The organism is Micrococcus luteus NCTC 2665 (assembly GCF_000023205.1).
Classification (GTDB): domain Bacteria; phylum Actinomycetota; class Actinomycetes; order Actinomycetales; family Micrococcaceae; genus Micrococcus; species Micrococcus luteus.
The window spans coordinates 1,264,824-1,288,441 of record NC_012803.1; the positions used below are offsets into that span (position 1 = coordinate 1,264,824).

Sequence of the window (23,618 nt, forward strand, 5' to 3'; positions counted from 1 at the left end):
CGACCATGACCGACCGTTACGGCACCTTCGTCGCCTCGCCCCTGGGCCGCCGCCTCACCGGCGCCCTGGGCCTGCCTCAGCCCGTCGAGCTGCGCCGGCACACCCCCGGCGACCCCGTGCTGCCCGGCTCCGTGCTCGTCCTGGGCGCGACCCCCGCAGCCCAGGACGCCCGCACCCTCCTGGCCTCGTGGGGCCTCGAGGTCGCCGACGCCCCCCGGGAGGGCGCCCGCCACGCGGCGATCGTCGCGTGCTTCGACGGGGTCGCCACGCCCGCAGATCTCGGCGCGGTGGCACTGGAGATCGGCGGCGCGCTGCGCTCGCTGGGCTCCTCCTCGCGCGTGGTGACAGTGTTCGAGGACCCCGAGGCCGCGACGGACCCGGCCATGCGGGCCGCCCGCCAGGGCGTGACGGGCCTGACCCGCTCCATCGCGCACGAGATGCGCCGCGGCGGCACGGCCAACGGCCTGGTCCTGGCCGAGGGCGTGCCGCTCACCGCCCCCGGTGCGGCCGGCGCTCTGGCGTTCCTGCTCTCCGGTCGCGCGGCGTACGTCTCCGGCCAGTTCGTGCCCGTTGCCACCGCCGACGGCGCGGTCCCCGCCGACGCGGCGCGCCCGCTGGCCGGCAAGGTCGCCGTGGTCACGGGCGCCGCCCGCGGCATCGGCGCCGCCATCGTGCGGACGCTCGCCCGCGACGGGGCCGTCGTCGTCGGCGTGGACGTCCCGGCCGCGGGCGAGGCGCTGGTCGAGGTCGTGAACGAGGTGGGCGGCACCGCGCTCGCCCTGGACATCACGGCGCCGGACGCGGGCGCGCGCATCCTCGAGCACTGCCGCACCCGGCACGGCCGGATGGACGTGGTGGTGCACAACGCCGGGATCACCCGGGACCGGATGCTGGCCAACATGGACGCCGCGCGCTGGGACTCCGTCCTCGCCGTGAACACCATGGCCCAGCTGGCCATGAACGAGGCGTTCCTCGCTGAGGACGCCAAGGACGTGGCGGGTCAGGGGCTGCGCATCGTGGGCCTGGCCTCCATCTCCGGCATCGCGGGCAACCGCGGCCAGACGAACTACGCGGCCTCGAAGGCCGGGGTCATCGGCCTGACCGCGGCGTCCGCCCCGGTCCTCGCGGCCCGCGGGGGCACGATCAACGCGGTGGCCCCGGGCTTCATCGAGACCGAGATGACCGCGAAGATCCCGCTCGCCACGCGCGAGGTGGGCCGGCGGCTCAACGCGCTCCAGCAGGGCGGCCTGCCGCAGGACGTGGCCGAGACGGTGGCCTGGCTCGCCTCGGACGCCGCGGGCGGCACCAACGGGGCCACGCTGCGGGTCTGCGGCCAGTCGAAGCTGGGGGCGTGAGGATGCAGACCACGCAGCTGTCCGCCCCACCCTCCCTCGCCCGGCTCTACGCCCGAGCCGCCGGGCAGGCCGCCATGGACGCCGTCGTCCGTCGGCGCCGTCCCCGCGAGCTCCCGGACCGCCAGGTGGTCGTGACCGGCCACCGCATCCCGGCCGAGGCCGTGTCCGCGTGGCGCGGGGCCGTCGGGTCCGCGGATCCGGCGGACCTGCCCTCGGTCCTGGTGCACACCCAGGTGTTCGGTGCGGCCATGGAGCTGATGGCCGACCCCGAGTTCCCGCTGCCCCTGCCCGGGCTGGTGCATCTGAGCAACACCGTCCTGCACCACCGGCCCGTCCCGGCTGAGACCCCCCTGCGCGTCACCGCGCGTGCCGTGGGCCTCGTCCCGCACCACGCGGGCACCGCTGTGGACGTCGTCGTGACCGTCGAGGGGCCCGGCGACGACGGCGAGGAGGCACTGCTGTGGGAGGGCGTCTCCCGGTACCTCGCCAAGGGCGTCCGCCTCTCCGGCCTGCGTCCCGAGCGGCCCGTCCGCGAGGACTTCGTGCCCCCGACGCCGACCGCCCAGTGGCGCTTCGGGACGGGGGCCGGGCGCCGGTACGCGGGCGTCTCCGGGGACTGGAACCCGATCCACCTGACGGGCGTCTCGGCCCGACTGTTCGGCATGAAGGGCGCGATCGCCCACGGGATGTTCCTGGCCGCCCGGATGCTCGAGGGCCGTGAGCCGACCGGCGCGGGCTTCCGCTGGCACATCGACTTCGAGGCGCCCGTCGTGCTGCCGACCACCGTGGCCGTCCGCTATGAGCCCGGGCCCGACGGCGGCACGCGGGTGTGCGGCTGGGATGCGCGGCGCCGGCGCCCGCACTTCTCCGGGGAGATCACTCCGCTCACGTCCTGACGGCCAGCCGACGCGTCGGCCCGCCGGGACCTCCCGTCCCGGCGGGCCGGTGACCGCGGCGGCTCAGGCGTCCGGCATGGGCGACCGCCGCGGCACGGCCGCGACGGCCTCGAGCAGCCCGTCCGCGTAGGCCTCCCACGAGTGACCGGCGGCGTGGCGCACGGCGCCGGGCCCCAATGCGGCCCAGGCGGCACGATCCGCCAGGATCTCGGCCAGGGCATCGGCCCACGCCTCGGGGGTGCCCGCCGTCACGTGGCGGCCGGAGACGCCGTCGAGGACCGCGTAGACCAGTCCGCCGACCCGGTGCGCCAGCACGGGCGTGCCGCAGGCCTGTGCCTCGAGGGCGACCAGGCCGTAGGTCTCGGACGCGCTCGGCATCGCCACGACGTCCGCCGCCCGGAACTGGGCGGCCAGGGCAGGCGCGGGCACCGGCGCGGAGAACGTCACCAGGTCGGCGACCCCCTCCCGCGCGGCCAGGCCCGCCAGGTCCAGCTCGTCGTCCCCCGAGACGGCCCCGTTCACGTGCAGGCGCACGCCCGGGTCGGCGCCCGCGCCACCGGCTCGTTCGCGCAGCACGCCGAGGGCGGCCACGAGCAGGTGCGGGCCCTTGTGCCGCTGGACGCGACCGGCGAACAGGACGCGCAGGGCCCCGTCGTCGTCCGGTGCGCCCGGCCACTGCGCGGCGCCCTCCGGCGTGAACGTCTCGAGGTCGGCCCCGGGGGGCAGCACCCGGGTGCGGGCGCGGGGCACGTCCAGCAGCTCGCGCAGGTCGGCGGCCTCGGCGGCGGAGTTGACCACGAGCAGGTCGGCCCGCGCGACGATCCCGCGCTCGGCCTCGATCCGCGCGGCCGGCTCGCGCAGCTCGGGGTCCTCGAGCATCTTCGCCGCCGCCGTGGTGTGCATGGTCTGCAGGTACGGGGCGTGGGCCGCCCGCGCCAGGGCCGCGGCGGTGGACCCGGAGAGCCAGTAGTGGCCGTGGACGAACGTGACGGGGGGGGCGTCCGCTCCACCGAGGACGGGACCGCCCGGTACGGCGTCCGAGGCGAGCCAGTCCAGGGCTGCGCGGGTGAACTCGGCGCCGAGGCCCGCCAGCTCCGCCTTGGCCACGGGAGCGGACGGCCCGGCCGCGAGGTCCACCACCGTGACCGGCGGGGCCTGCCCGCCTGCGTCCAGCATCCGGACCCGTGCGCCGTCCGGCCCCACCGGCTCCTCCGCTCGGGTCAGCAGGATCATCCGCACGCCCCGGCGAGCCAGGGCCACGGCGGCCTGCCGCACGTAGACGTTCATGCCGCCGGCGTCGCCGCGGCCGGGCTGGGCCAGAGGGGAGGTGTGCAGGCTGACCCCGATCCCCACCGGCACGGACGCCCGCAGTTCGGCGTCCACGGCGTCGAACAGCCGGGCCGCCGACGCCGAGTCCGCCAGGTCCTCGACGGAGACCATCCGTCCGTCGCCGTCGCCGAGCGGCACGGTCCAGTTCGGGTACTGGTCCTGGAGGGTGCCGGGCTGGTTCTGGATCCGCCGCTCGCCCACAGCGTCCACGAGCGCCACGCTGTGCAGGGCCGAGGGCGCCTGCGCGAGCAGGCGGTGCAGGGCCACGATCTGGCGTTCGCGCACCTCGGGGCTGGCGTCGGGGACGTCCACGTCCGCCTCGGCGAGCAGCCCGCGCCGGGCCGCGGCGGCGAGGAACGCGCGCACCTCCTCCGCCGACCGGCGGCGTTCCTCGGCGACGTCCACGGTGTAGAGGCCCAGCCGTTCGCGCAGGTCCACCTGGACGCCCTCGAGGTAGCCGGCCGTGGGCGGCAGGTCGTGCGTATTCACCGCCGCCATGGCCAGCCGCCGGTAGCGCTCCGGCGGGGTGGGCTCCCCGTCCTCCTGTTCGAACCACAGGATCGACGTGCCGAGCACACCGGCCTCGGCCAGGCGGCGCTGCACCCACGGCTCGAACGTGCCGAGGTCCTCGCCCACCACGACGACGCCGGCCCGCTCGGCCTCAAGCGTGAGCACGGCGAGCATCGCCTCGTGGTCGTACTCGACGTATGCGCCCTGGGTGGCGCCGGCGCCCTCCGGGATCCACCACAGGCGGAACAGCCCCAGGACGTGGTCCATCCGGATGCCGCCCGCGCCGCGCAGCACGGTGCGCAGCATGTCCCGGAACGCGGCGTAGCCGGTCTCGGCCAGACGGCGCGGATGCCAGGGATGCTGCGACCAGTCCTGGCCCAGCTGGTTGAACAGCTCCGGCGGCGCGCCGACGGACATGGTCGGCACCAGCACGTCCCCGAGCATCCACGCGTCCGCGGTCTCGCGGGTCGCCCCCACCGCCAGGTCCACCATGACGCCCATGCGCATGCCGGCCGCCCGGGCCCGCTCCTGCACGCCGGCGAGCTGCTCCGCGGCGATCCACTGCACCCAGCGGTGCAGGTCGACGTCGGTCGCGCGTTCGACGCGGACCCGCTCGGCCTCGACCCCGCCCGGCGCCCAGGCCGGGTCGGCGAGATCGGGCCCGGTGCCGTCGCCGTCCAGCCGCAGGACGGACCAGAGGGCGAAGTCGTCCAGGCCCGGTCCGGCCTCGGCGCGGAACCGCGCGTAGGCGGCCTCGCGCTCGGGGGAGCGGGGCACCTCGTGCACGCGGCGCAGTGCGGGCCACAGGACGGCGGCGACGGCGGCCCGGTCGATCCGGCCGGTGCGCTCCAGCTCTGCCTGGACGCGAGAGCCGGCCGACCGCAGCTCCGCCTGCTCCGTGGCGGGCAGGTCGGCGAACTCGGGGATCGAGGGCACGTGCACGACCAGCGCCGAGAGGAACCGACGGGAGACGGGGGAGTAGGGGGAGTCCGCCGGGTGGGGGCCGGGCTCGACCGCGTGCAGGGGGTGCAGCAGCAGGAAGTCGGCACCGTGCCGGGCGACGATCTCGGCCAGGGACGCCATGTCCGCCGCGTCGCCGATGCCCCACGAGTCCGCCGAGGTCACCGAGTAGCCCTGCGCGGCCGCGCCCCAGCCGCGGCGCTCGAGGAAGGGACGCGCCGTGCCCAGCCGGGTCGGGGCGCAGACCAGGACCGCGGAGGCGGTGGAGCCGGAGCCGCTGGTCACCTCCAGCCGGTGCCAGCCCGGGGCGAGGTCGGCGGGGATCTGCACGTGGACGCGCTCGCGCTCGACGCCGTCGACCAGACGGACCTCGGACACCGGCTCGCTCACGCTCACTTCGAGGGTCCGCCCGTCCTCCGTGTGCACGCGGGCCACGACCGGCTCGCCCGCGGCCACGTGGCACGGCACGGACAGGCGGTGACCGGACCGGGCGGCGACGGTGGGCGGGAGCACGTCCCGCCAGGGGGCCGTCTCCGCCTCCTCCACCGCTTCGGCCAGAGCCGCGACCCCGTCCGGTCGGACCGACACGCCGAGGGCGGCGAGCACCTTCACGAGGGCCTCGTCCGGCACGGTCTGGGCCGAGCCGTCCTGCCCGACGTACTCGGGCTGCACCCCGTGGGCTCGCGCGAGCCGGTGCAGCAGTGCGGGGGCTTCCAGGGCCATCGGGTCCTCCATGCCGTCGTGCGGTTCCACCGACGGCGCCTGCCGTCGCACGGACACCACTCTAGAGGGGACCCCGGACGGGAGAACACGCAGGGCCCCGGTCGTGACGACCGGGGCCCTGCTGCTCGACGAGCGGTGCGCGAGGGGGGACTTGAACCCCCACGTCCTTGCGGACACAGCGACCTCAACGCTGCGCGTCTACCAATTCCGCCACTCGCGCTCATCGGTGGAGCCCTGGGAGGGGCTCCGTCGCCCACCGCGTTCCGGTCCTGTCCGGTCCGTCCCGCTCCGGGCAACTCGAGAAAGATAGCACGGGTTCGGGCTAGGCTCAAAACCATGGTCGAGAACATCGAGAACCCCGCCCGCTCGAGCCCCGAGGACCGCGTCGTGGAGATCTGCCGCGACCTCATCCGGATCGACACCACCAACCGCGGGGGCAACGTCTCCGTCGGTGAGCCCGAGGCCGCGGAGTACTGCGCCCGGCTCATGACCGAGGCGGGGATGACCCCCCGCTTCTTCGAGTCGGCGCCGGGCCGGGTCTCCGTCGTCGGGCACCTCCCGGGCTGGGATCCGGAGGCGCCGGGGCTCGTCATCCACGGGCACACGGACGTGGTCCCCGCCGAGGCGGACGAGTGGAGCGTGGACCCGTTCGGCGCCGAGCTCAAGGACGGCATGATCTGGGGGCGCGGCGCCGTGGACATGAAGGGCATGGACGCCATGGTGCTCGCAGTGCTGCTGCACCTGGTCCGCACGGGCCGCCGGCCGCGGCGCCCCCTGACGGTCGCGTTCTTCGCCGACGAGGAGGCCGGCGGCGTCTACGGCGCACGCTGGGTCGTGGACCACCACCCCGAGGTGTTCGACGGGTGCACCGAGGCGATCTCCGAGGTGGGGGGCTTCTCCACCGAGGTGCACGGCTCGCGCGCCTACCTCGTGCAGACCGCGGAGAAGGGGCTCGCCTGGCTCAACCTCACCGCGCAGGGCGCCCCCGGGCACGGCTCGGCCCCGCACCCGGACAACGCGGTCACCCGGCTGGCCGGCGCCATGACCCGCATCGGCGGGCACGAGTGGCCGCTCGTGTACACCAAGACCACGCGCGCGCTGCTCGAACAGGTGGCCGAGATCATGGGCGTGGACTTCGACGAGACGGACCCGACGCCGCAGCTCGACGCGCTCGGGCAGGCCCGGTCCTGGGTGGCCGGCACCCTGCGCACCTCGTCCAACCCGACGGGGCTGACCGCCGGCTACAAGCACAACGTCATCCCGTCCTCGGCCACCGGCACCGTGGACGTCCGCCTGATCCCCGGGGAGGAGGAGTCCGCCCTCGCCACGATCGCCGAGCTCGCCGGTCCGGGCGTGACCATCGAACCCGAGCACCGGGACGTCGCCCTGGAGACCCCCTTCTCCGGGGACCTGGTGGAGCTGATGATCGCCTCGCTGCAGGCGGAGGACCCCGAGGCCCAGGTGCTGCCGTTCATGCTCGGCGGGGGCACGGACAACAAGTCCCTCTCCCGGCTGGGCATCACCGGCTACGGCTTCGCGCCCATGCGCCTGCCCGCCGACCTGGCCTTCACGTCCCTGTTCCACGGCATCGACGAGCGGGTGCCCGTGGACGCACTCGAGTTCGGCTGCCGGGTGCTCGAGCGGATGCTGGAGCCGCGCTGATCCGGGCCGCGGGCGGCGACGACGGCCGGGGCGTCGTCGTCGCGACCGCGCCTCAGAGGGTCTGCAGGGTCGAGGCCACGCGCATCACGCGGCGGCGCATCCAGTAGCGGCGCGCCCCGTCGCGATAGTGCACGGAGCGCTGCAGCTCCCATTGGCCGTACTCCGCGTGCTCCACGAGACGCCGCCGGGCGTCGGCGAGGGACTCGTGGGGGGCGACCGTCATCACCAGGTACTCCCACTTCTGTCCGCGGGAGATCGCGTCGAGGGTCGAGGACATCAGCTGTTCACGCACCCGCCCATCCTGGCAGACGGCGTCGGGTCCGGCGGTCGGTCCCGTACGGCCCACCCCTGGCCGCGTCACCGGCCACCGGGTTACCGTTCACCCATGAGCTCTGACGCCCGCATGGCCCTCGAGGCCCTCACCACCGCCCTGAACGAACACCTCGTGGCCGCGCAGAACAAGCGGGGCGAGGACGACCCCGCCGTCGAAGCCGCCTTCTTCGCCGTGGCCGACGCCTTCGAGGCCTACGAGGACGCCCTGTACGCGGACACCGAGGAGGTCACCCCGCTCGACCTCTTCGACGACGAGGACGACGACGACTGACCGTCCTGCTCGTGACGGACCGCACGGCCCCGGGTTCCCGCCCGGGGCCGTGGCGTACAGTGACCCTCCGTGACGTGGATCGAAGCCATCATCCTGGGCCTGGTACAGGGCCTCACCGAGTTCCTGCCCATCTCCTCCTCCGCCCACATCCGCATCGTGGGCGAGTTCCTCCCCTCCGCGACCGACCCGGGCGCGGCGTTCACGGCCATCACGCAGCTCGGCACCGAGCTGGCCGTCCTCATCTACTTCTGGCGCGACATCACCCGCATCATCGGCCGGTGGTCCGCCGCGGTCACGGGGCGGATCCCGCATTCGGACCCCGATGCGCGGATGGGCTGGCTGATCATCGTGGGCTCGATCCCGATCGCGGTCCTGGGCCTGCTGCTCGAGGACTGGATCGACACGGAGTTCCGGTCGCTGTGGATCACGGCGACCATGCTCATCGTGTTCGGCGTCCTGCTCGCCCTGGCGGACCGGCTCGGGCGCCAGACGAAGCCGCTCGAGAAGCTCACCGTGCGGGACGGCGTCCTCTACGGCCTGGCCCAGGCCCTCGCGCTGATCCCGGGCGTCTCGCGCTCCGGCGGCACCATCGCGGCCGGCCTGGCCATGGGCTACACCCGGCCCGCCGCCACCCGCTACGCGTTCCTGCTGGCGGTGCCCGCCGTGTTCGCCTCCGGCCTGTACAAGCTGTACACCTCGCTCACCGATCCCGGCACGCAGGGCCCGTACGGCATGGGGGAGACGCTGGTCGCGACCGCGGTCGCCTTCGTGGTGGCCTACGCGGTCATCGCCTGGCTCATGCGCTTCATCAGCACCAACTCGTACCTGCCGTTCGTCTGGTACCGCATCCTCCTGGGCGGCGTCCTGTTCGCCCTGCTGGGCGCGGGCGTCATCAGCGCCTGAGCCCGCTCCCGCCACCGGGCAGGACGGCCCGGCCCCGCCGAACCACCCCGATGTGAGGAGTCCCGTGAAGTCCTGGAGCACCCCCGCCCCGCCCACCGTGCCGAGCCGCCCCGACCGGCTGCGGCTGCATGACACCGCCACGGGACGGACCCGGCATCCGGGCAACGACGGCCGGCGCGCCTCGCTGTACGTCTGCGGGATCACCCCGTACGACGCGACGCATCTCGGCCACGCGAGCACCTATGTGGCCTTCGACCTGCTGCACCGCTACTGGCGCGCGGCCGGTCTCGAGGTCGCCTACGTCCAGAACGTGACCGACGTGGACGACCCCCTGCTCGAGCGGGCCGAGGCGACCGGCGTCGACTGGCGCGCTCTCGCCGAGGAGCAGACCGACCTGTTCCGTGCGGACATGGCCGCCCTCGAGGTGCTCGCCCCGGATCACTACGTCGGCGCGACCGAGGCGGTGGGCCTGGTGGTGGACGCCGTCGAGACGATGCTGGCGGCGGGCCGGGCCTACCGCGTGCCGGGCGGCGACGGCGAGCCCGAGGGGGACGTCTACTTCGACGTCCGCTCGGCCCAGTCCGCGACCGACTGGCGCCTCGGGCAGGTCTCCGCGATGGACCTGGACGAGATGGCCGCGGTGTTCCCGGAGCGGGGAGGCGACCCCGACCGCCCCGGCAAGCGCGACCCGCTGGATCCGTTGCTGTGGCGCGTGCACCGCGAGGGCGAGCCCGCCTGGGATGGGCGGTCGCTCGGCTCCGGCCGGCCCGGCTGGCACATCGAGTGCTCCGTGATCTCCCGGGCCCACCTGCCGGCGCCGTTCACGGTGCAGGGCGGCGGCTCCGACCTGCGGTTCCCGCACCATGAGTTCTCCGCCGCGCACGCCACCGCCGTCGACGGCCTGCCGCTCGCGCACACCTACGCGCACACCGGCATGGTGGCCCTGGACGGCGAGAAGATGTCCAAGTCCCTCGGCAACCTCGAACTCGTCTCCCGCCTGCGGGCGCGGGGCGTCGAGCCGGTGGCCGTCCGCGCGGCGATCCTCGCGCACCACTACCGGTCGGACTGGGAGTGGTCCGAGCAGGTGCTGACCGACGCCCAGGCGCGGGTGACCCGCTGGCGCGCCGCCCTGGACGGACCGCATGCCGCCGCCGGCGTCGCCGTGCTGGACGCGGTCCACGCGGCGCTCTCGGACGACCTCGACGCCCCCCGCGCGCTGGAGGCCCTCGACGCATGGGCGGCCGGCACCCTGCCGGGCCTGGTCGAGACCGCCGCCGACCCGGTGCCGGTCGTGGACGTCGTGGCGGCGCTGCTGGGTCTGCGCCTGCGCTGACCCCGCCGGGCGCGGCCGGGCGTCAGCGTCCGCCGCGCCCGCGCAGGTAGCGCTCGAACTCCCGCGCGATCGACTCGCCCGAGGCCTCCGGCAGCTGCTGCGTGTCCTGGGCCTCCTCGAGCTGCCGGACGTAGGCGGCGACGTCGGGGTCCTCGGCGGCCAGCTCGTCGACGCCGCGCTGCCAGGCCCTCGCGTCGTCCTCGAGCCCGCGCGTGGACACGCTCACGTGCAGCAGGTCCTCGACCGCCTCGACCAGCCCGAGCAGCGTCTTGGGGGAGGGCGCCTGCGCCACGTAGTGGGGCACCGTCCCCCACAGCGAGAGGCTCGGCAGGCCGCGGCGCGCGGCCTCGTCCGCGACGACGCCGATGATCCCGGTGGGCCCCTCGTAGACCGGACGGTCCGCACCGACGGCCACCCGCACGTCCACGAGCGGCGAGGTCGGGCGGGCGCGCAGGGGCCGGGTGTGGGGCACGTCCGCCAGCAACGCGCCCAGCGTCACGACGGCGTCCACGTCACGCGCGTCGGCCGCCGTGAACAGCTCCTCGAGGAACGCGCGCCACCGCACGTTCGGCTCCACGCCGACGGCGAGGAGCACGCGCACCCCGTCCGGCGGGGCGGCCTCGCCCGCGACGGGCCGACCCTCACGGTCCAGGAGCGCCTCGTGCAGGGCGACCGCAGGCCAGTCCAGCGTCCCCAGCCCGTCGGCGTCGCGCCGGACCAGCGGCCGGGTGACCTGGTAGTCGTAGAACTCGCCGTCGCACACCCGTCCCGCGTCCGCCGCGTCCCACTGCTCCCGCAGCGCGCCCAGGGCCCCGGTCGCGGCCTCCCCGGCGTCGTTCCACCCCTCGAAGGCCAGCAGCAGGACCGTGGGGGCCCGCCGCCCGGCCTCGAGCGCGTCCACGGTCGCCGTCAGGTGGGTCCGCAGCGGGCCCAGGGCGTCGTCCGGCTGGTCCTCGGAGGTAGCGTCGGTCATGGCGGCCAGCCTAGACACGGCCCGACGACGGGGTCACGGCCCGCGACCCGCCCGGCACACCCCCGGCGGCGGCGCTCGATAGGATGCACTCCATGCCCCGCCACCCCGCGCCCGCCCCGGACGACCGTGCCCGCCGCCTGCCGCGCGCCGTCCTGTGGGACATGGACGGCACCCTCGTGGACACCGAGCCCCTGTGGAACGCCGTCCAGCGCCGGCTGGTGGTCGAGCACGGCGGCACCTGGTCGGAGGACCTGGCCGCCTCCCTCGTGGGACGCCCCCTGGACGAGGGGGCGCGCCGCCTGCAGGCGGCCGGGCTGGACCTGCCCGTGCAGCGGATCATCGACCTGACGATGGACGAGGTCGTCCAGGGGGTCGTCAACGGGGTGCCGTGGCGGCCGGGCGCCCGGGAGCTGCTCGTGGCGCTCGCCGAGGCCGGCGTGCCGGGCGCCCTCGTGACGATGTCCCACGCCCCGCTGGCCCGCGCGCTGGCCGAGCGGGCGCCGGCGGGCACGCTGGACGTCGTCGTCTCGGGGGACATGGTCTCCCGGGGCAAGCCCGACCCGGAGGCGTACCGGCTGGGCCTGCAGCTGCTGGCCGAGCGGACACCGGGGCTGACGGCCGCCGACTGTGTGGCGGTCGAGGACTCCCCGGTGGGCGTCGGCGCGGCCGTGGCCGCGGGCCTGCCGACGGTCGGCGTGCCCAGCGTGCTGCCGTTGCCGGCAGGGCTCGCGACCGTCGAGTGGACGACGCTCGCCGGCCGCACGCCGGCCGACCTCGCCGCGGTCCGTCGGATCGCTGCCGCGCGCCGGCCCGGGGCGGACGGGGCCGGATGAGCGGGCCCGCCTCCGTCCGGCTGGGCACGATCGCCGGCGCACCGGTGCGCCTGTCCTGGTCCTGGCTCCTGATCGCCGCGGTCATCACCCTCGCGTTCGGCCCGCAGATCCAGCGCGCGCTGCCCTCGATCGGCGCCGGCGCCTACGGGGTGGCCCTGGGGTACGCCGTGCTCCTGGCCCTCTCCGTCCTGGTCCACGAGGCCGCCCACGCCCTCACCGGCCGCGCCTTCGGCCAGCGCACCGAGGAGATCGCGCTCACCCTGTGGGGCGGGCACACCCAGTTCCGCAGCCCGTCCTCCCGACCGCTGGACACGGTGCTCACCGCGATGGCCGGCCCCGCCGCGAACCTCGTGCTCGCGGGCCTCGCCCACCTGGCGGCCGGCGCCGTGCCCGGCCCGTCCGTCCCCGCCCTGCTGCTCGAGGTCACGGTGTGGGCCAACCTCCTCCTGGCCGCGTTCAACGCGCTGCCGGGCACCCCGCTCGACGGCGGCCGCATGGTCGAGTCCGCCGTCTGGGCCGCCACCGGCTCCCGGGCCCGCGGCGTCGAGGCGGCCGGCTGGGCCGGGCGCGTCGTCGCGGTGGGCGTCCTCGCGGCGGTGCTCGGCCCCCCGATCCTCGCGGGCCGCGCGCCGGACCTGTTCGTCGTCGTCCTGGCGGCCTGGGTCGCCCTCACCCTGTGGCGGGGCGCGGACGACGCCGTGCGCCACGGGCGCTGGAGCCGCCGGCTGGAGACCCTGCGGCTCGAACAGGTCGAGGCGCCCGCCGTCGCCCTGCCCGAGCACCTCAGCGTCGCCGAGGCCCTGGCCCAGGCGGACGGCGGCCGCCGCGCCGTCGTGGCCGTGGACGGGGCCGGTCGGCCCCGCGGCGTGCTGGACCTCGCGGCCGCGGCGGGCCTGACCCCGGCGCGCCGCACGACCACCGCCCTGGCCGCGGTCGCCGTCGCGCTGGCCCCGGAGGCCGTCCTCGTCCGCGATGACGTCCCCGCCGCCGGTCCCGACCTGGCCGCCCGTCTGGCCGACCCCCAGACCCCCGTGTGGGTGCTGACCGACGCGCACGGCCTCGTGCGCTCCGTGGTGCCCCGCGAGACGATCCTCGCCGCCGTCGACGCGACGCGGCGTCCCTGAACCGAAGGAGCCCCCCATGACCGAACCCACCGGCGTGAGCGCGCGCCGCGGCCCCCTGCGGGCCGGCCAGCGCGTGCAGATCAAGGACGCGAAGGGCCGCCTCAACACGATCACCCTGCTGCCCGGCGGGGAGTTCCACAGCTACCAGGGCGTGCTGCGGCACGACGACCTGATCGGCGGCTTCGAGGGCGTCGTGGTCGAGAACTCGGCCGGCCAGCCGTACCAGGTGCTGCGCCCCCTGCTGAACGACTTCGTCCTGTCCATGCCCCGCGGCGCCACGGTGGTCTACCCGAAGGACGCGGCGCAGATCGTGCAGCAGGCGGACATCTTCCCGGGCGCCGTCGTGGTCGAGGCCGGCGTGGGCTCCGGCGCCCTGTCGATGTCTCTGCTGCGCGCCGTGGGCGACCACGGTCGCCTGCACTCCTACGAGCGCCGCCCGGAGTTCGCGGACGTCGCCCGGGCCAATGTGGAGGCCTTCTTCGGCGCCGAGCATCCCGCCTGGTCGGTGCATCTCGGCGACGCGCAGGAGGAGATGCCCAAGGTCCACGAGCCGGGCTCCGTGGACCGGGTGGTCCTGGACATGCTGGCCCCCTGGGAATGCCTCGACGCCGTCGCCGAGGTCCTGGCCCCCGGCGGTGTGTGGCTGAACTACGTGGCCACCGCCACCCAGCTCTCCCGCGTGGCCGAGGCCATCCGGGACTCGGGCCGGTTCACGCAGGTCGAGGCCAACGAGACGCTCGTGCGCGGCTGGCACCTGGACGGGCTCGCCGTGCGCCCCGACCACCGCATGGTCGCGCACACCGGCTTCCTCCTCACGGCCCGCCGCCTGGCCTCGGGCGAGGAGGCGCTGCGGCTGAAGAAGCGCTCCAAGGTCTCCGAGTTCAAGGCCGAGGACGTCGAGGCCTGGCAGCCGGCCGACGAGGCCCGGTGGACGCCCGAGGCCCTCGGCGAACGGCCGGTCACGGACAAGAAGGCGCGCAAGGCGGCGAAGGAGGCCCGCCTCATGGCCGCGCGGTCACGCGCCGCCGAGCAGGGCGTGGACGCGTACGGTGGGAGGACCCCGACCGGGGAGCAGGACTGAGTGGACGGAGCACCGGTGGACCACCACGCGCAATCAGGCACGGAGCACGCCGAGCAGCGCCTCGCCGAGGCGCGGGAGCTGCTGCGGCAGTCCCAGGCCGAGGCCGAACGGCTGCGGCACCAGCTGCAGTCCGCCCAGCGGCACGCCGCCGGCCTGAGCGAACGCCGTCGGGCCGCCGAGGCCCAGACGCAGACGGCCGCCCGCAACAACCGGCGCATGGTCGAGCTGCTCGAGGCCACGCGCGCCGAGATCGCCACGCTCAAGGAGAACCTGGACGCCGTCACGCATCCGCCGTTCACCTTCGCCACCCTCGAGGCCGTCCACGCCCCGCGCGAGCCCGAGGAGGGCGTGGAGACCGGCGCCGTGGTGCGCGGGGGAGCGGACGTCGTGCAGAACGGCCGGCGGCTGCGCGTGACGGTCTCCCCACTGCTCGACGCCGCCCGCCTCACCCCCGGCGCCCAGGTGCTGCTGGACGAGTCCAGCTCGATCGTCGGCGTCGCCCCGGGCACGGGGTCGGGTCAGCTGCTGCGCGTCAAGGAGGCGCTGCCCGACGGCGGCCTCGTCCTGGCCGGCACGGCGGACGAGGAGCGCGTGGTGCGGCGCGCGCCGGCGCTGGAGGGCGTCGAGCTGCGCCACGGGGACGCCGTCACCGTGGACGCCCGCGTCGAATGGGCGCTGCGGCGGGTCGAGCTGTCCGAGGTGGACGAGGTGCTGCTCGAAGAGGTCCCGGACGTCACGTTCGAGGACATCGGCGGCCTCGGCCCGCAGATCGACCGGATCCGCGAGGCCGTCGAGATCCCGTTCCTGCACCCCGAGGTCTACCGCGAGCACGGCCTGCGCGCCCCCAAGGGGATCATGCTGTACGGCCCGCCCGGCACCGGCAAGACCATGCTCGCCAAGGCCGTGGCCAACGCCCTCTCGGCCCGCAGCGCGGACGGCGAGCGCTCGTTCTTCCTCAACGTCAAGGGGCCCGAGCTGCTGAACAAGTACGTGGGCGAGACCGAGCGGCAGATCCGCGTCATCTTCGACCGGGCCCGCGAGAAGGCCGACGCCGGCTTCCCCGTGGTCATCTTCTTCGACGAGATGGAGTCGCTGTTCCGCACGCGCGGCTCCGGCGTCTCCTCGGACGTGGAGACCACGATCGTCCCGCAGCTGCTCACCGAGATCGACGGCGTCGAGGCCCTCGAGAACGTGATCGTCATCGGCGCCTCCAACCGCGAGGACATGATCGACCCGGCCGTGCTCCGCCCCGGCCGGCTGGACGTGAAGATCCGCGTGGACCGTCCCGACGCCGCCGGCGCCGCGGAGATCATGGCCAAGCACCTCACCGCGGACGTGCCCCTGCACGCCGACGACGTCGCCGCGGCCGGCTCCGCGGACGCGGCCCGCGGGACGCTCATCGCGCGGACGGTCGCCGCCCTCTACGACCGCGGCGCGGGCACCGCGCTGGCGGAGCTGACGGACGTGTCCGGCACGACCCACGCCCTGCACCTGGCCGACCTCGTGTCGGGCGCCGTGGTGGCCGACGTCGTGGACCGGGCCAAGCGGCACGCGGTCCGCGACTACCTGGCCGCCGGCCAGGCCCCGGCCGCGCTCGGCGTCCGCGAGGGCCACCTGCGCGAGGCCGTGGCCGCGGTGCTCGAGGACCAGACGGACCTGCTGGCCACGGTCGCGCCCGCCGAGTGGGCGCGCACCTCCGGCTGGCGCGGTCCTCGGCTGCGCTCGCTGCGCATGGTCCGGGGGGTCGAGGCATGAGCGCGTTCGGCCGCGGGACCGCAAACGGCTTCGCCCGGGCCGCCGCCGTCGACGTCGGCCCGACCCCCGCCTTCGAGGGCCAGCGTCGGCTGTTCCACGGCGCGGCCGTGCCCCCGAACGGGCGGGACGCCGCCGGCTGGGGCGTGCACCGGGTGATGGGCACGGAGACCGAGTTCGGCATCCACGCGCCGGCCAACCCGGGGGCGCACCACAGCGTGCTCTCGGTGGAGCTCGTCAACGCGTACGCGGACCTGGTCACCCGCTCCGGCTCGGCGGTGGCCGGCACGGAGTGGGACTACACGGGGGAGTCGCCGCTCGTGGACGCGCGAGGCTGGCGGCTGCCGCGTTCGGCGGCGCACCCCTCGCAGCTGACCGACGAGGCGCTCGTGGGCCCGGACGGGGAGCCCGTGCACCTGCTGCTGTCCACCGTGCTGGCCAACGGCGCGCGCTGGTACGTGGACCACGCGCACCCGGAGTACTCGTCGCCGGAGACGACCACCCCGCGGGACGCCATGGTCTGGGACGCCGCCGGGGACCTGGTCGCGCAGGCGGCGGCCGAGCACATCGGCCAGGCCGAGGGCGCCCCGGAGGTGCTGGTCTACAAGAACAACGTGGACGGCAAGGGCCAGTCCTACGGCGCGCACGAGAACTACCTCGTGGCCCGGTCCCTCGACTTCGAGGAGCTCGCCGCCGTCCTGCTGCCGTTCTTCGCGGCGCGGCAGGTGCTGGTGGGCGCGGGCCGCGTGGGACTCGGCCCGGCGGGGGAGCGGCCGGGCTTCCAGCTGTCCCAGCGGGCCGACTACTTCGAGGAGCCCGTGGGGCTGGAGACCACGATCCACCGGCCGATCGTCAACACGCGGGACGAGCCGCACGCCCGTCCCGAGGCCTACCGCCGACTCCACGTGATCATCGGTGACGCGACGCTGAGCCAGCACGCCACGTGGCTGCGGATGGGCATGACCGCGCTCGTCCTCGCGATGGCCGAGGGCGGGACGGCACCCCGGCTCACCCTGGACGACCCGGTGGCCGCGCTGCAGACGATCAGCCAAAACCCGGGCCTGCGGGCCACGGTGCCGCTGCTCGAACACACCGCGGACGGCCCCGTGCGCCGGCACTGGACCGGGCTGCAGATCCTGCGGTCCTACCTGGACGCGGCCCGCGCCCACTGCGCCGCCTTCGGGGTGACGGATCCGCAGACGCGCGAGGTGCTGGAGGCCTGGGCCATCGACCTCGACGACGCCACCGCGGATCCCCTGTCCCTGAGCGACCGCGCCGACTGGGCCGCCAAGCTGCGCGTCCTCGAGGGCCTGCGGGCCCGCGCGGGTGCGGACTGGACCGACCCCCGCCTCGCGATGGTGGACCTGCAGTACGCCGACCTGCGCCCGGCCCGCTCCCTGCACCGCCGGCTCGTGGCCGCCGGCGCGCTCCGGACGCTCGCCGACGAGGCGGAGATCCGTGCCGCCGTCGCCACGCCGCCGCGGGCCACCCGCGCGTGGACCCGCGGCAACCTCGTGGGCCGCCACGGTGACCGCGTGGCCGGCGCCGCGTGGGAGACGCTGCTGCTGCGCGGGGCGGGGGAGCGGGTGCACCGGCTGCACCTGGCCGAGCCGCTGGTCGGCGCCGCCGTGGACCTGCCCGGCTGGTGGGAGGACGCCGCCGCGCCCCGGCCCGACGACGAGGCGCTCGTGGCCACGCTGCCGCCGCTGTTCGGCGCGCGGGCCTGAGGCGAGGGCGGGCGCTCAGCCCGTGACGGGCGCGCGCACGCGGCCCAGCAGGGCGTCCGCCCGCGCGACGAGACGGTCCGCCCGGTCGACGTCGGTGCGCACGATGCCCTCCAGGCCCTCGTCGCGGAGGGGGCCCAGGTTGGTCTCGAGGGTCACCGCGGCGGCGGTGAGGCCGCCCCGGACGCAGCCGAGCGCCGCACCGACGTCGGAGAGCACGTTCGGGTTCGCCGCGTCCAGCACACGCTCGGCCAGGTCCAGTGCGCGCTCGGCGGCGTCGACGATCCCGCGGGGTGGCCGGACGGCCTCGGCCAGGGCGGCCTGGATCGCGGCCGAGCGCCGGGCCCGGTCCCCCGGGGTGTCGCGGGGCAGCCCGAACGCCTCGGCCACGGCGCCGAAGCCCCGCTCGTCGCCGTCGGCGAGGCCGAGGCACGCCGCGATCAGGCCCTCCGATGCCCGGGCGTCCTCCTCGGTCCCGCTGAACCGGGCCGCCATGGCCAGCAGTCCGGCGCCCTCGGCGACCGCCAGCGCGCCCGTCGCGCCGCCACCGGGGGTGGGCTCGCCGGAGGCGAGGCGGCCCAGGTATCCCGGCTCATCCGAATCCAGGGTGTAGTCGGGGTCTGAACCCGCCGGTCTCGAGCAGGGATCTGGCGATGTAGTTGGTCAGGTTGCGGAACCCCAGCGCCGAGCCGCGCAGGTGCTCGAGCCTGCCGTTGATCGCCTCGGTGGGCCCGTTGGAGGTGCTGGGCCGGTCGAAGTAGGCCAGGACGTCGGCGGCGCGCTTCTTCAGCGTCCTGCCGAGCTTGGTGATCTCGACCAGGGCCTTGGGGACGCCGGTGCTGATCGAGTCGATGAGCCGGGCCATCAGCTCGCGGCCGTGGCGCCGGTTCTCGTGGCGGTAGGCGGCGATCATGCGCTGGTAGACGCTCCAGGTGACCTCGACCTCGACGTGGGCGTCGTCGGCGAACAGGGTGTCCAGTCGGTCCTTCTGCTTGTCGTTGAGCAGGTCGACGCCGGTGGACAGGGTCCGGCGGGCGGCATAGAGCGGGTCGCCCTTGCGGCCGCGGTGCCCACAGATGGCCTGCTGAACTCGCCGTCGGCACTCATCGAGCGCCTCGCCAGCGAGGCGCGTGACGTGGAAGGGATCTAGCACGGTCACCACGTCGGGCAGTTCCTCGACGGCGGCGGTCTTGAACCCGGTGAAGCCGTCCATCGCGACCACCTCCACGCCGTCGCGCCAGTCCTGCGGGCGGTCGGCCAGCCAGGTCTTGAACGCCTGCTTGGAGCGTCCTTCGACCATGTCCAGCAGCCGTGCCGGGCCGGTGCCATCTCGCACTGGGGTGAGGTCGATGATCACGGTGACGTACCTGTCGCCGCGACGGGTGTGCCTCCACACGTGCTCATCGACCCCGACGACCTTCACCCCCTCGAAGCGGTGCTCCTCGTCGATCAGCACCCGCTTGCCCTCGGCCAGAACGGCGTCGTTGGCGGTGTCCCAGGCCACCCCGAGCCCCTCGGCAACCCGAGCCACGGTCAGGTGCTGGACCACGATCCCTTCCAGCGCCCACCGCAGAGCGCGCCGAGACAACTTGGCCCGGGGCTCGGCCGCGGCGGTGGTGTCCTGGCGCCACACATACCCGCAGCCGCTGCAGCGGTAACGGCGCACGACGACCTCCAGCGTCGTGGGCCGCCAGCCCAGTGGTTCGTGGGCAAGCCGTCGGACCACGGTGTCACGTGGTCTCCCTTCGCAGCCGCAGCGCCGGCACCACTGGTCGGGCTCGACCACCTGACAGGCCAATACGGCACGATCCGGCTCGAGTCGCTGCCCGGTGACAACGAGGCCGAGTTCGTCGAGGCGGCAGAAGGCAGTCAGGTCGGGGCTGGCGAACGCATCAGCGCGCCCGCCGACGGTAGCGTCGTGCACGTCGAGGTCTTTCGGGCTGAGTGTGTAGGAGCTCTCATCCTCGGGAGACCTCGACCTCTATCCGGCCACCGACGCGCCGGCCCGCCGCGCGACGTGCGCTACACCCTCATCTGGGAAGAGCCGGTATCCCTCGATGCTCTCGTCGCGGATCATGCCCCCACGGTGCCAGACCGGGCCCGACCGCGGCCCGCCCTCAGGCGCGCTCCCAGGAGGCGACCGGCCCAGGGACGATCGTGAACAGCGGGTGCACGTCGGGGACGGGCGTGTCCGACCACTGTTCGAGCCAGGCGGGGCTGCGCACGGCCAGCTTGGCGCACAGGTGACGCCACTCCAGGTCGCGCTGGCCCGTGGTGGCCGGGATCGGCGCGAGACCGGCCGGCGGGATGCGCACGGCGCCGTCGGGGGCGGGGCACGGCCGGTCGATCCGGGAGTGGTCGAAGCGATAGCCGCGCGCCGTGGCCTCGGCCTCGAGGCCGGAGAGGAACGCACCGATCGCGCCGGACGGGTCCGGGTGCTCCCGGAACCTCAGCAGCTGCGGGTGGTCCCGATACCCGCGCGTGCGGCCGGCCAGGACGGCCTGCGCGAGCAGGGCCTCGCGCCAGGCGCCCGTCAGGCCCTGGCGGTCGAGGTGGCGGGGGTGAAGGGTCCACAGGCGCATGCCCCCATCCTGCCAGCGTGGGGCAACCCGGGGACGTGGGGCTGAAACGTGGCCCGCGCGTGGGGCAGGATGGGTGGACGCGGACGGAGCACACCGACCCGCGTCGACGCACGAGGAGGCCACCATGTCCCAGGAGCAGATCCGCCCACGCCCGTCCGGCGGCGACGACGAGACCGGCGCCGCGGCGGGCCGGGCACACGTGAAGCCCGCGGCCCAGGACCAGGGCCTGGACAGCCTGCTGGACGAGATCGACTCGGTGCTGGAGTCCAATGCCGAGGAGTTCGTCAAGGGCTTCGTCCAGAAGGGCGGCCAGTGACCGACGCGGACCGCGCCCGCCGGATCTTCGGGCTGGAGACGGAGTACGGCGTCCAGCACTGGAACCCGGAGGGGCGCCCGCTGAGCCCCGAAGAGGTCGTCCGCTACCTCTTCCGGCCCGTGGTCGAGTGGGGGAGGTCCTCGAACGTGTTCGTGGCCAACGGCTCCCGGCTCTATCTCGACGTCGGCTCCCACCCGGAGTACGCGACCGCCGAGTGCTCGACGCTCGACGAGCTCATCGCCTCGGACGGGGCGGGGGACCTGCTGCTGCACGACCTCGTGGTCCAGGCCGAGGAGCGCATGGCCGCGGACGGGGTCGGCGGCCGGATCCACCTCTACCGCAACAACGCCGACTCCTCGGGCAGTTCCTACGGCTCCCACGAGAACTACCTGCTGCGCCGGCGCACCGAGTACCGGCGGCTCACCGAGGCGCTCGTCCCGTTCCTCGTCTCCCGGCAGATCCTCGTGGGCGCGGGCCGCGTCGTGCCCGCCGGCACGTGGCCCGAGGGTGAGGGCCCGGCCCACTTCGCGTTCTCCCAGCGCGCCGACTTCGTGCAGGACGGCGTGTCCTCCTCCACCACGCGGTCCCGGCCGATCATCAACACGCGGGACGAGCCGCACGCGGACGCCTCCGAGTACCGGCGGCTCCACGTGATCGTGGGGGACACGAACCTCTCCGAGCACACCCACCTGCTGCGCTTCGGCGCCACCGACCTGCTGCTGCGGATGATCGAGGCGGGCTTCCCGCTCGGGGACCGCGTCGTCGCCCACCCCACCCGTGCGGTGCGGCAGATCTCCCACGACCTCACCGGCACGGCCCGCATCGCGCTCCGGGAGGGGGAGGCCTCCGCACTCGAGCTGCAGGAGCACTACCTCGAGCGGGCCCGCGCCTTCGTCGCCGCGGAGGGTGCCCACCACGACCGGGTGGGGGAGATCCTCACCCTGTGGGGCGAGGTGCTCGACGCCGTCCGCACCGGTGACCGGTCCCGCATCGAGGACCGCATCGACTGGGCGATCAAGCTGCGCCTGCTGGAGGACTACCGGGCCCGCCACGACCTGGGCTGGGACGCGCCCCGCCTCGCCCAGCTGGACCTGGCCTTCCACGACATCGACCCCGACCGGGGGCTGTTCCGCCTGCTGCTGCGGCGCGGCGCCGTCGCGCGCCTGCTGCCCGAGGACGCCGCCCGGTCCGCCGTGGAGACCGCCCCGCCCACCACCCGGGCCCGCGTGCGCGCGGACTTCGTGGCCCGCGCCCGGGAGCGCGGCCTGGACTACGCCGTCGACTGGACGACCCTGAAGCTCACCGACCATCCGCTGCACGCGATCGTGACGAAGGACCCGTTCGACACGTCGTCGGCCGCCGTCGACCGGCTGTTCGGGCGAATCGCCTGACAGCGCACGCCCAGGACGCGCCGTTAGGGTGACACGCATGAGTTCGTTCGAGACCCCCCAGCCCCCGACGGCCCGCCGCCGTCGCCGCCTGCTGCCGCTGCTGTCGCTCGGCGCCGCGGGCCTGATGCTGGCCACCGCCTGCGCCACCGGCGACGACGGCGCGGACCAGCCCCCCAGCGACACCGCGTCGGCCTCCACGTCGGCCGCCCCCGAGCGGGCGGCCGTCAGCGAGGGCCAGGGGGAGCCGGACGCCCTGGCGGGCGTCACCTTCACGGAGGGCGACGGCGGGGCGCCGACGGTCGAGATCGACGGGGAGATCGACACCGACCAGCCCACCACGCGCGTGCTGACCGCCGGCGAGGGGGAGCAGGTGCAGGAGGGCGACGTCCTGCAGATGTCGATCGCCGTCGTCGATCCGGCCAGCGGCGAGGTGGTCGCCGAGAACTTCAGCGGCGAACCGGAGGCCGTGCCCGTGGACGACCAGCTCAAGTCCATGAACCCGGAGATCCACGAGATGCTGGTGGGCAACGGTGCGGGCACGATCGTCGCCGCGTACAGCCCCGAGTACGACGTCTCCGTCCCGCAGACCGAGAGCGCGTCGCCGAGCGCCTCCCCCTCCACGCAGACTGAGCCCGCCCAGCTGTTCGTCTACAAGATCGACGCCATCCTGCCGAAGCAGGCCGAGGGCGAGGAGGTGACCGAGCGGGACGAGCGCCTGCCCGACGTCACCGTGGACGAGCAGAGCGGCCGGCCGAGCATCGCGACGCCCGACGGCGAGGCGCCCCAGGACCTGGTGGTCCAGCCCCTGATCGAGGGCGAGGGCCGCGAGGTCGGTGCGGACGACACCGTGACCGTGCAGTACGAGGGCGTGAAGTGGTCCGACGGTGAGGTCTTCGACTCATCCTGGGAGACGGGTCAGGCGATCACGTTCTCCCTCAACCAGGTCATCGAGGGCTGGAAGGAGGGCCTGGCCGGCCAGAAGGTGGGCTCGCGCGTCCTCCTGTCGATCCCGGCCGAGAAGGCCTACGGTGAGCAGGGCAAGCCGCCGGCCATCGGCGAGAACGAGCCCCTGCTGTTCGTGGTGGACATCCTGGACGCCCAGGCGCCCGCCACCGAGTCGGCGAACTGACCCCGTCCACGAGAACCCACGAGGAGAGCACCGTGTCCTTCGGACAGCGCGACTACGACCGCACCAAGCCCGAGATCGACTTCCCGGGCGAGACCCCGCCCACCGAGCTCGTGGTGGAGGACCTGATCGAGGGCTCCGGCCCGGCCGTCGAGGCCGGGTCCCGCGTGCAGGTCCACTACGTGGGCGTGGCCTGGTCCACCGGCGAGGAGTTCGACGCCTCGTGGAACCGGGGCACCCCGCTGCCCCTGACCGTCGGCGTCGGCCAGGTCATCGCCGGCTGGGACCAGGGCCTGCTCGGCATGAAGGTCGGCGGCCGTCGCCGCCTCGAGATCCCGCCGCACCTGGGCTACGGCGCCCGCGGCGCCGGCTCCGCCATCGGGCCGAACGAGACGCTCATCTTCGTCTGCGACCTCGTCTCGGTCGACTGACCCCGGGCCC

The 23,618-nt window shown here is 75.0% G+C and carries 21 protein-coding genes and 1 tRNA gene; 15 read left to right on the forward strand and 7 right to left on the reverse strand.

The annotated features are described in order from the left end of the window. The first annotated feature begins 5 nt into the window (after positions 1-5). Positions 6-1,355, forward strand: coding sequence for a 3-oxoacyl-ACP reductase (locus MLUT_RS17380; RefSeq protein ID WP_012750876.1), 1,350 nt, complete (start codon positions 6-8; stop codon positions 1,353-1,355). Between the two features lie 2 nt (positions 1,356-1,357). Continuing rightward, entirely contained in the window at positions 1,358-2,251 is an 894-nt protein-coding gene (locus tag MLUT_RS17385; RefSeq protein WP_010078680.1) for a MaoC family dehydratase, read from the forward strand. Between the two features lie 63 nt (positions 2,252-2,314). Here the strand turns inward: MLUT_RS17385 and malQ are convergent, their stop codons facing one another. Together malQ and MLUT_RS17395 are read right to left on the reverse strand one after the other, a co-directional pair. Continuing rightward, positions 2,315-5,824 carry a 4-alpha-glucanotransferase gene (malQ, locus tag MLUT_RS17390; RefSeq protein WP_012750877.1) on the reverse strand — a complete coding sequence of 1,170 codons (3,510 nt, stop codon included), beginning with the start codon at positions 5,822-5,824 and terminating at the stop codon, positions 2,315-2,317. 85 nt (positions 5,825-5,909) lie between these two features. Beyond that, a tRNA-Leu gene (locus MLUT_RS17395) sits at positions 5,910-5,993 on the reverse strand. A 116-nt stretch (positions 5,994-6,109) separates the two neighbouring features. Here MLUT_RS17395 and MLUT_RS17400 point away from each other — a divergent pair. Continuing rightward, positions 6,110-7,435, forward strand: a complete 1,326-nt coding sequence (locus MLUT_RS17400) for a M20/M25/M40 family metallo-hydrolase (RefSeq protein ID WP_012750878.1) — start codon at positions 6,110-6,112, stop codon at positions 7,433-7,435. Positions 7,436-7,487: 52 nt separating this feature from the next. Here the strand turns inward: MLUT_RS17400 and MLUT_RS17405 are convergent, their stop codons facing one another. Then, complete coding sequence (locus tag MLUT_RS17405) at positions 7,488-7,727, reverse strand: DUF5703 family protein (protein ID WP_010078677.1); 240 nt, start codon at positions 7,725-7,727, stop codon at positions 7,488-7,490. Between the two features lie 93 nt (positions 7,728-7,820). Between MLUT_RS17405 and MLUT_RS17410 the strand changes: the two genes are divergently transcribed. The 3 genes from MLUT_RS17410 (at position 7,821) to mshC (ending at position 10,275) form a co-directional block, all read left to right on the forward strand. Further along, positions 7,821-8,039: a hypothetical protein gene (locus tag MLUT_RS17410; RefSeq protein ID WP_036315190.1), complete on the forward strand. Its 219-nt coding sequence runs from the start codon at positions 7,821-7,823 to the stop codon at positions 8,037-8,039. Between the two features lie 69 nt (positions 8,040-8,108). Then, entirely contained in the window at positions 8,109-8,942 is an 834-nt protein-coding gene (locus tag MLUT_RS17415; protein ID WP_010078676.1) for an undecaprenyl-diphosphate phosphatase, read from the forward strand. 64 nt (positions 8,943-9,006) lie between these two features. After that, positions 9,007-10,275 carry a cysteine--1-D-myo-inosityl 2-amino-2-deoxy-alpha-D-glucopyranoside ligase gene (mshC, locus tag MLUT_RS17420; protein ID WP_010078675.1) on the forward strand — a complete coding sequence of 423 codons (1,269 nt, stop codon included), beginning with the start codon at positions 9,007-9,009 and terminating at the stop codon, positions 10,273-10,275. Positions 10,276-10,297: 22 nt separating this feature from the next. Here the strand turns inward: mshC and MLUT_RS17425 are convergent, their stop codons facing one another. Further along, positions 10,298-11,248 (reverse strand): proteasome assembly chaperone family protein, encoded by a 951-nt coding sequence (locus MLUT_RS17425; RefSeq protein WP_010078674.1) that lies wholly within the window; start codon positions 11,246-11,248, stop codon positions 10,298-10,300. A 92-nt stretch (positions 11,249-11,340) separates the two neighbouring features. Here MLUT_RS17425 and MLUT_RS17430 point away from each other — a divergent pair, with 92 nt between their 5' ends. Genes MLUT_RS17430 through dop form a run of 5 tightly spaced genes read left to right on the forward strand, consistent with a single transcriptional unit; the run spans position 11,341 to position 17,765 of the window. Continuing rightward, positions 11,341-12,081: an HAD family hydrolase gene (locus MLUT_RS17430; protein ID WP_012750879.1), complete on the forward strand. Its 741-nt coding sequence runs from the start codon at positions 11,341-11,343 to the stop codon at positions 12,079-12,081. Continuing rightward, positions 12,078-13,205: a site-2 protease family protein gene (locus MLUT_RS17435; protein ID WP_010078671.1), complete on the forward strand. Its 1,128-nt coding sequence runs from the start codon at positions 12,078-12,080 to the stop codon at positions 13,203-13,205. The genes MLUT_RS17430 and MLUT_RS17435 overlap by 4 nt, the downstream gene beginning before the upstream one ends. Positions 13,206-13,221: 16 nt before the next feature. Continuing rightward, positions 13,222-14,286 carry a tRNA (adenine-N1)-methyltransferase gene (locus MLUT_RS17440; protein WP_012750880.1) on the forward strand — a complete coding sequence of 355 codons (1,065 nt, stop codon included), beginning with the start codon at positions 13,222-13,224 and terminating at the stop codon, positions 14,284-14,286. After that, on the forward strand, positions 14,287-16,041 hold the full coding sequence (gene arc / locus MLUT_RS17445) for a proteasome ATPase (RefSeq protein ID WP_010078668.1): 1,755 nt from the start codon (positions 14,287-14,289) through the stop codon (positions 16,039-16,041). After that, a complete protein-coding gene (gene dop, locus MLUT_RS17450; protein WP_010078667.1) occupies positions 16,038-17,765 on the forward strand; it encodes a depupylase/deamidase Dop in 1,728 nt (575 codons plus the stop codon). Before arc ends, dop begins: the two co-directional genes overlap by 4 nt. Positions 17,766-17,780: 15 nt before the next feature. Here dop and MLUT_RS17455 read toward each other — a convergent pair whose 3' ends face one another. The 3 genes from MLUT_RS17455 to MLUT_RS17465 all read right to left on the reverse strand — a co-directional run bounded on the left by MLUT_RS17455 (position 17,781) and on the right by MLUT_RS17465 (position 20,344). Beyond that, a complete protein-coding gene (locus MLUT_RS17455; protein WP_029248205.1) occupies positions 17,781-18,368 on the reverse strand; it encodes a cyclodeaminase/cyclohydrolase family protein in 588 nt (195 codons plus the stop codon). Beyond that, positions 18,355-19,686, reverse strand: coding sequence for an ISL3-like element ISPfr3 family transposase (locus MLUT_RS17460; RefSeq protein WP_012750828.1), 1,332 nt, complete (start codon positions 19,684-19,686; stop codon positions 18,355-18,357). The genes MLUT_RS17455 and MLUT_RS17460 overlap by 14 nt, the downstream gene beginning before the upstream one ends. Before the next feature lie 193 nt (positions 19,687-19,879). Then, complete coding sequence (locus MLUT_RS17465) at positions 19,880-20,344, reverse strand: pyrimidine dimer DNA glycosylase/endonuclease V (protein WP_010078663.1); 465 nt, start codon at positions 20,342-20,344, stop codon at positions 19,880-19,882. Between the two features lie 124 nt (positions 20,345-20,468). On the opposite strand from MLUT_RS17465, the gene MLUT_RS17470 reads away from it, so the two are divergent. Genes MLUT_RS17470 through MLUT_RS17485 form a run of 4 tightly spaced genes read left to right on the forward strand, consistent with a single transcriptional unit; the run spans position 20,469 to position 23,608 of the window. Then, positions 20,469-20,660, forward strand: coding sequence for a ubiquitin-like protein Pup (locus tag MLUT_RS17470; RefSeq protein WP_012750881.1), 192 nt, complete (start codon positions 20,469-20,471; stop codon positions 20,658-20,660). Beyond that, positions 20,657-22,051 (forward strand): Pup--protein ligase, encoded by a 1,395-nt coding sequence (gene pafA / locus MLUT_RS17475; RefSeq protein WP_010078661.1) that lies wholly within the window; start codon positions 20,657-20,659, stop codon positions 22,049-22,051. Before MLUT_RS17470 ends, pafA begins: the two co-directional genes overlap by 4 nt. Positions 22,052-22,088: 37 nt before the next feature. After that, positions 22,089-23,180, forward strand: a complete 1,092-nt coding sequence (locus tag MLUT_RS17480; RefSeq protein WP_010078660.1) for an FKBP-type peptidyl-prolyl cis-trans isomerase — start codon at positions 22,089-22,091, stop codon at positions 23,178-23,180. A gap of 32 nt (positions 23,181-23,212) precedes the next feature. Continuing rightward, positions 23,213-23,608: an FKBP-type peptidyl-prolyl cis-trans isomerase gene (locus MLUT_RS17485; protein ID WP_010078659.1), complete on the forward strand. Its 396-nt coding sequence runs from the start codon at positions 23,213-23,215 to the stop codon at positions 23,606-23,608. Positions 23,609-23,618: the final 10 nt, after the last annotated feature.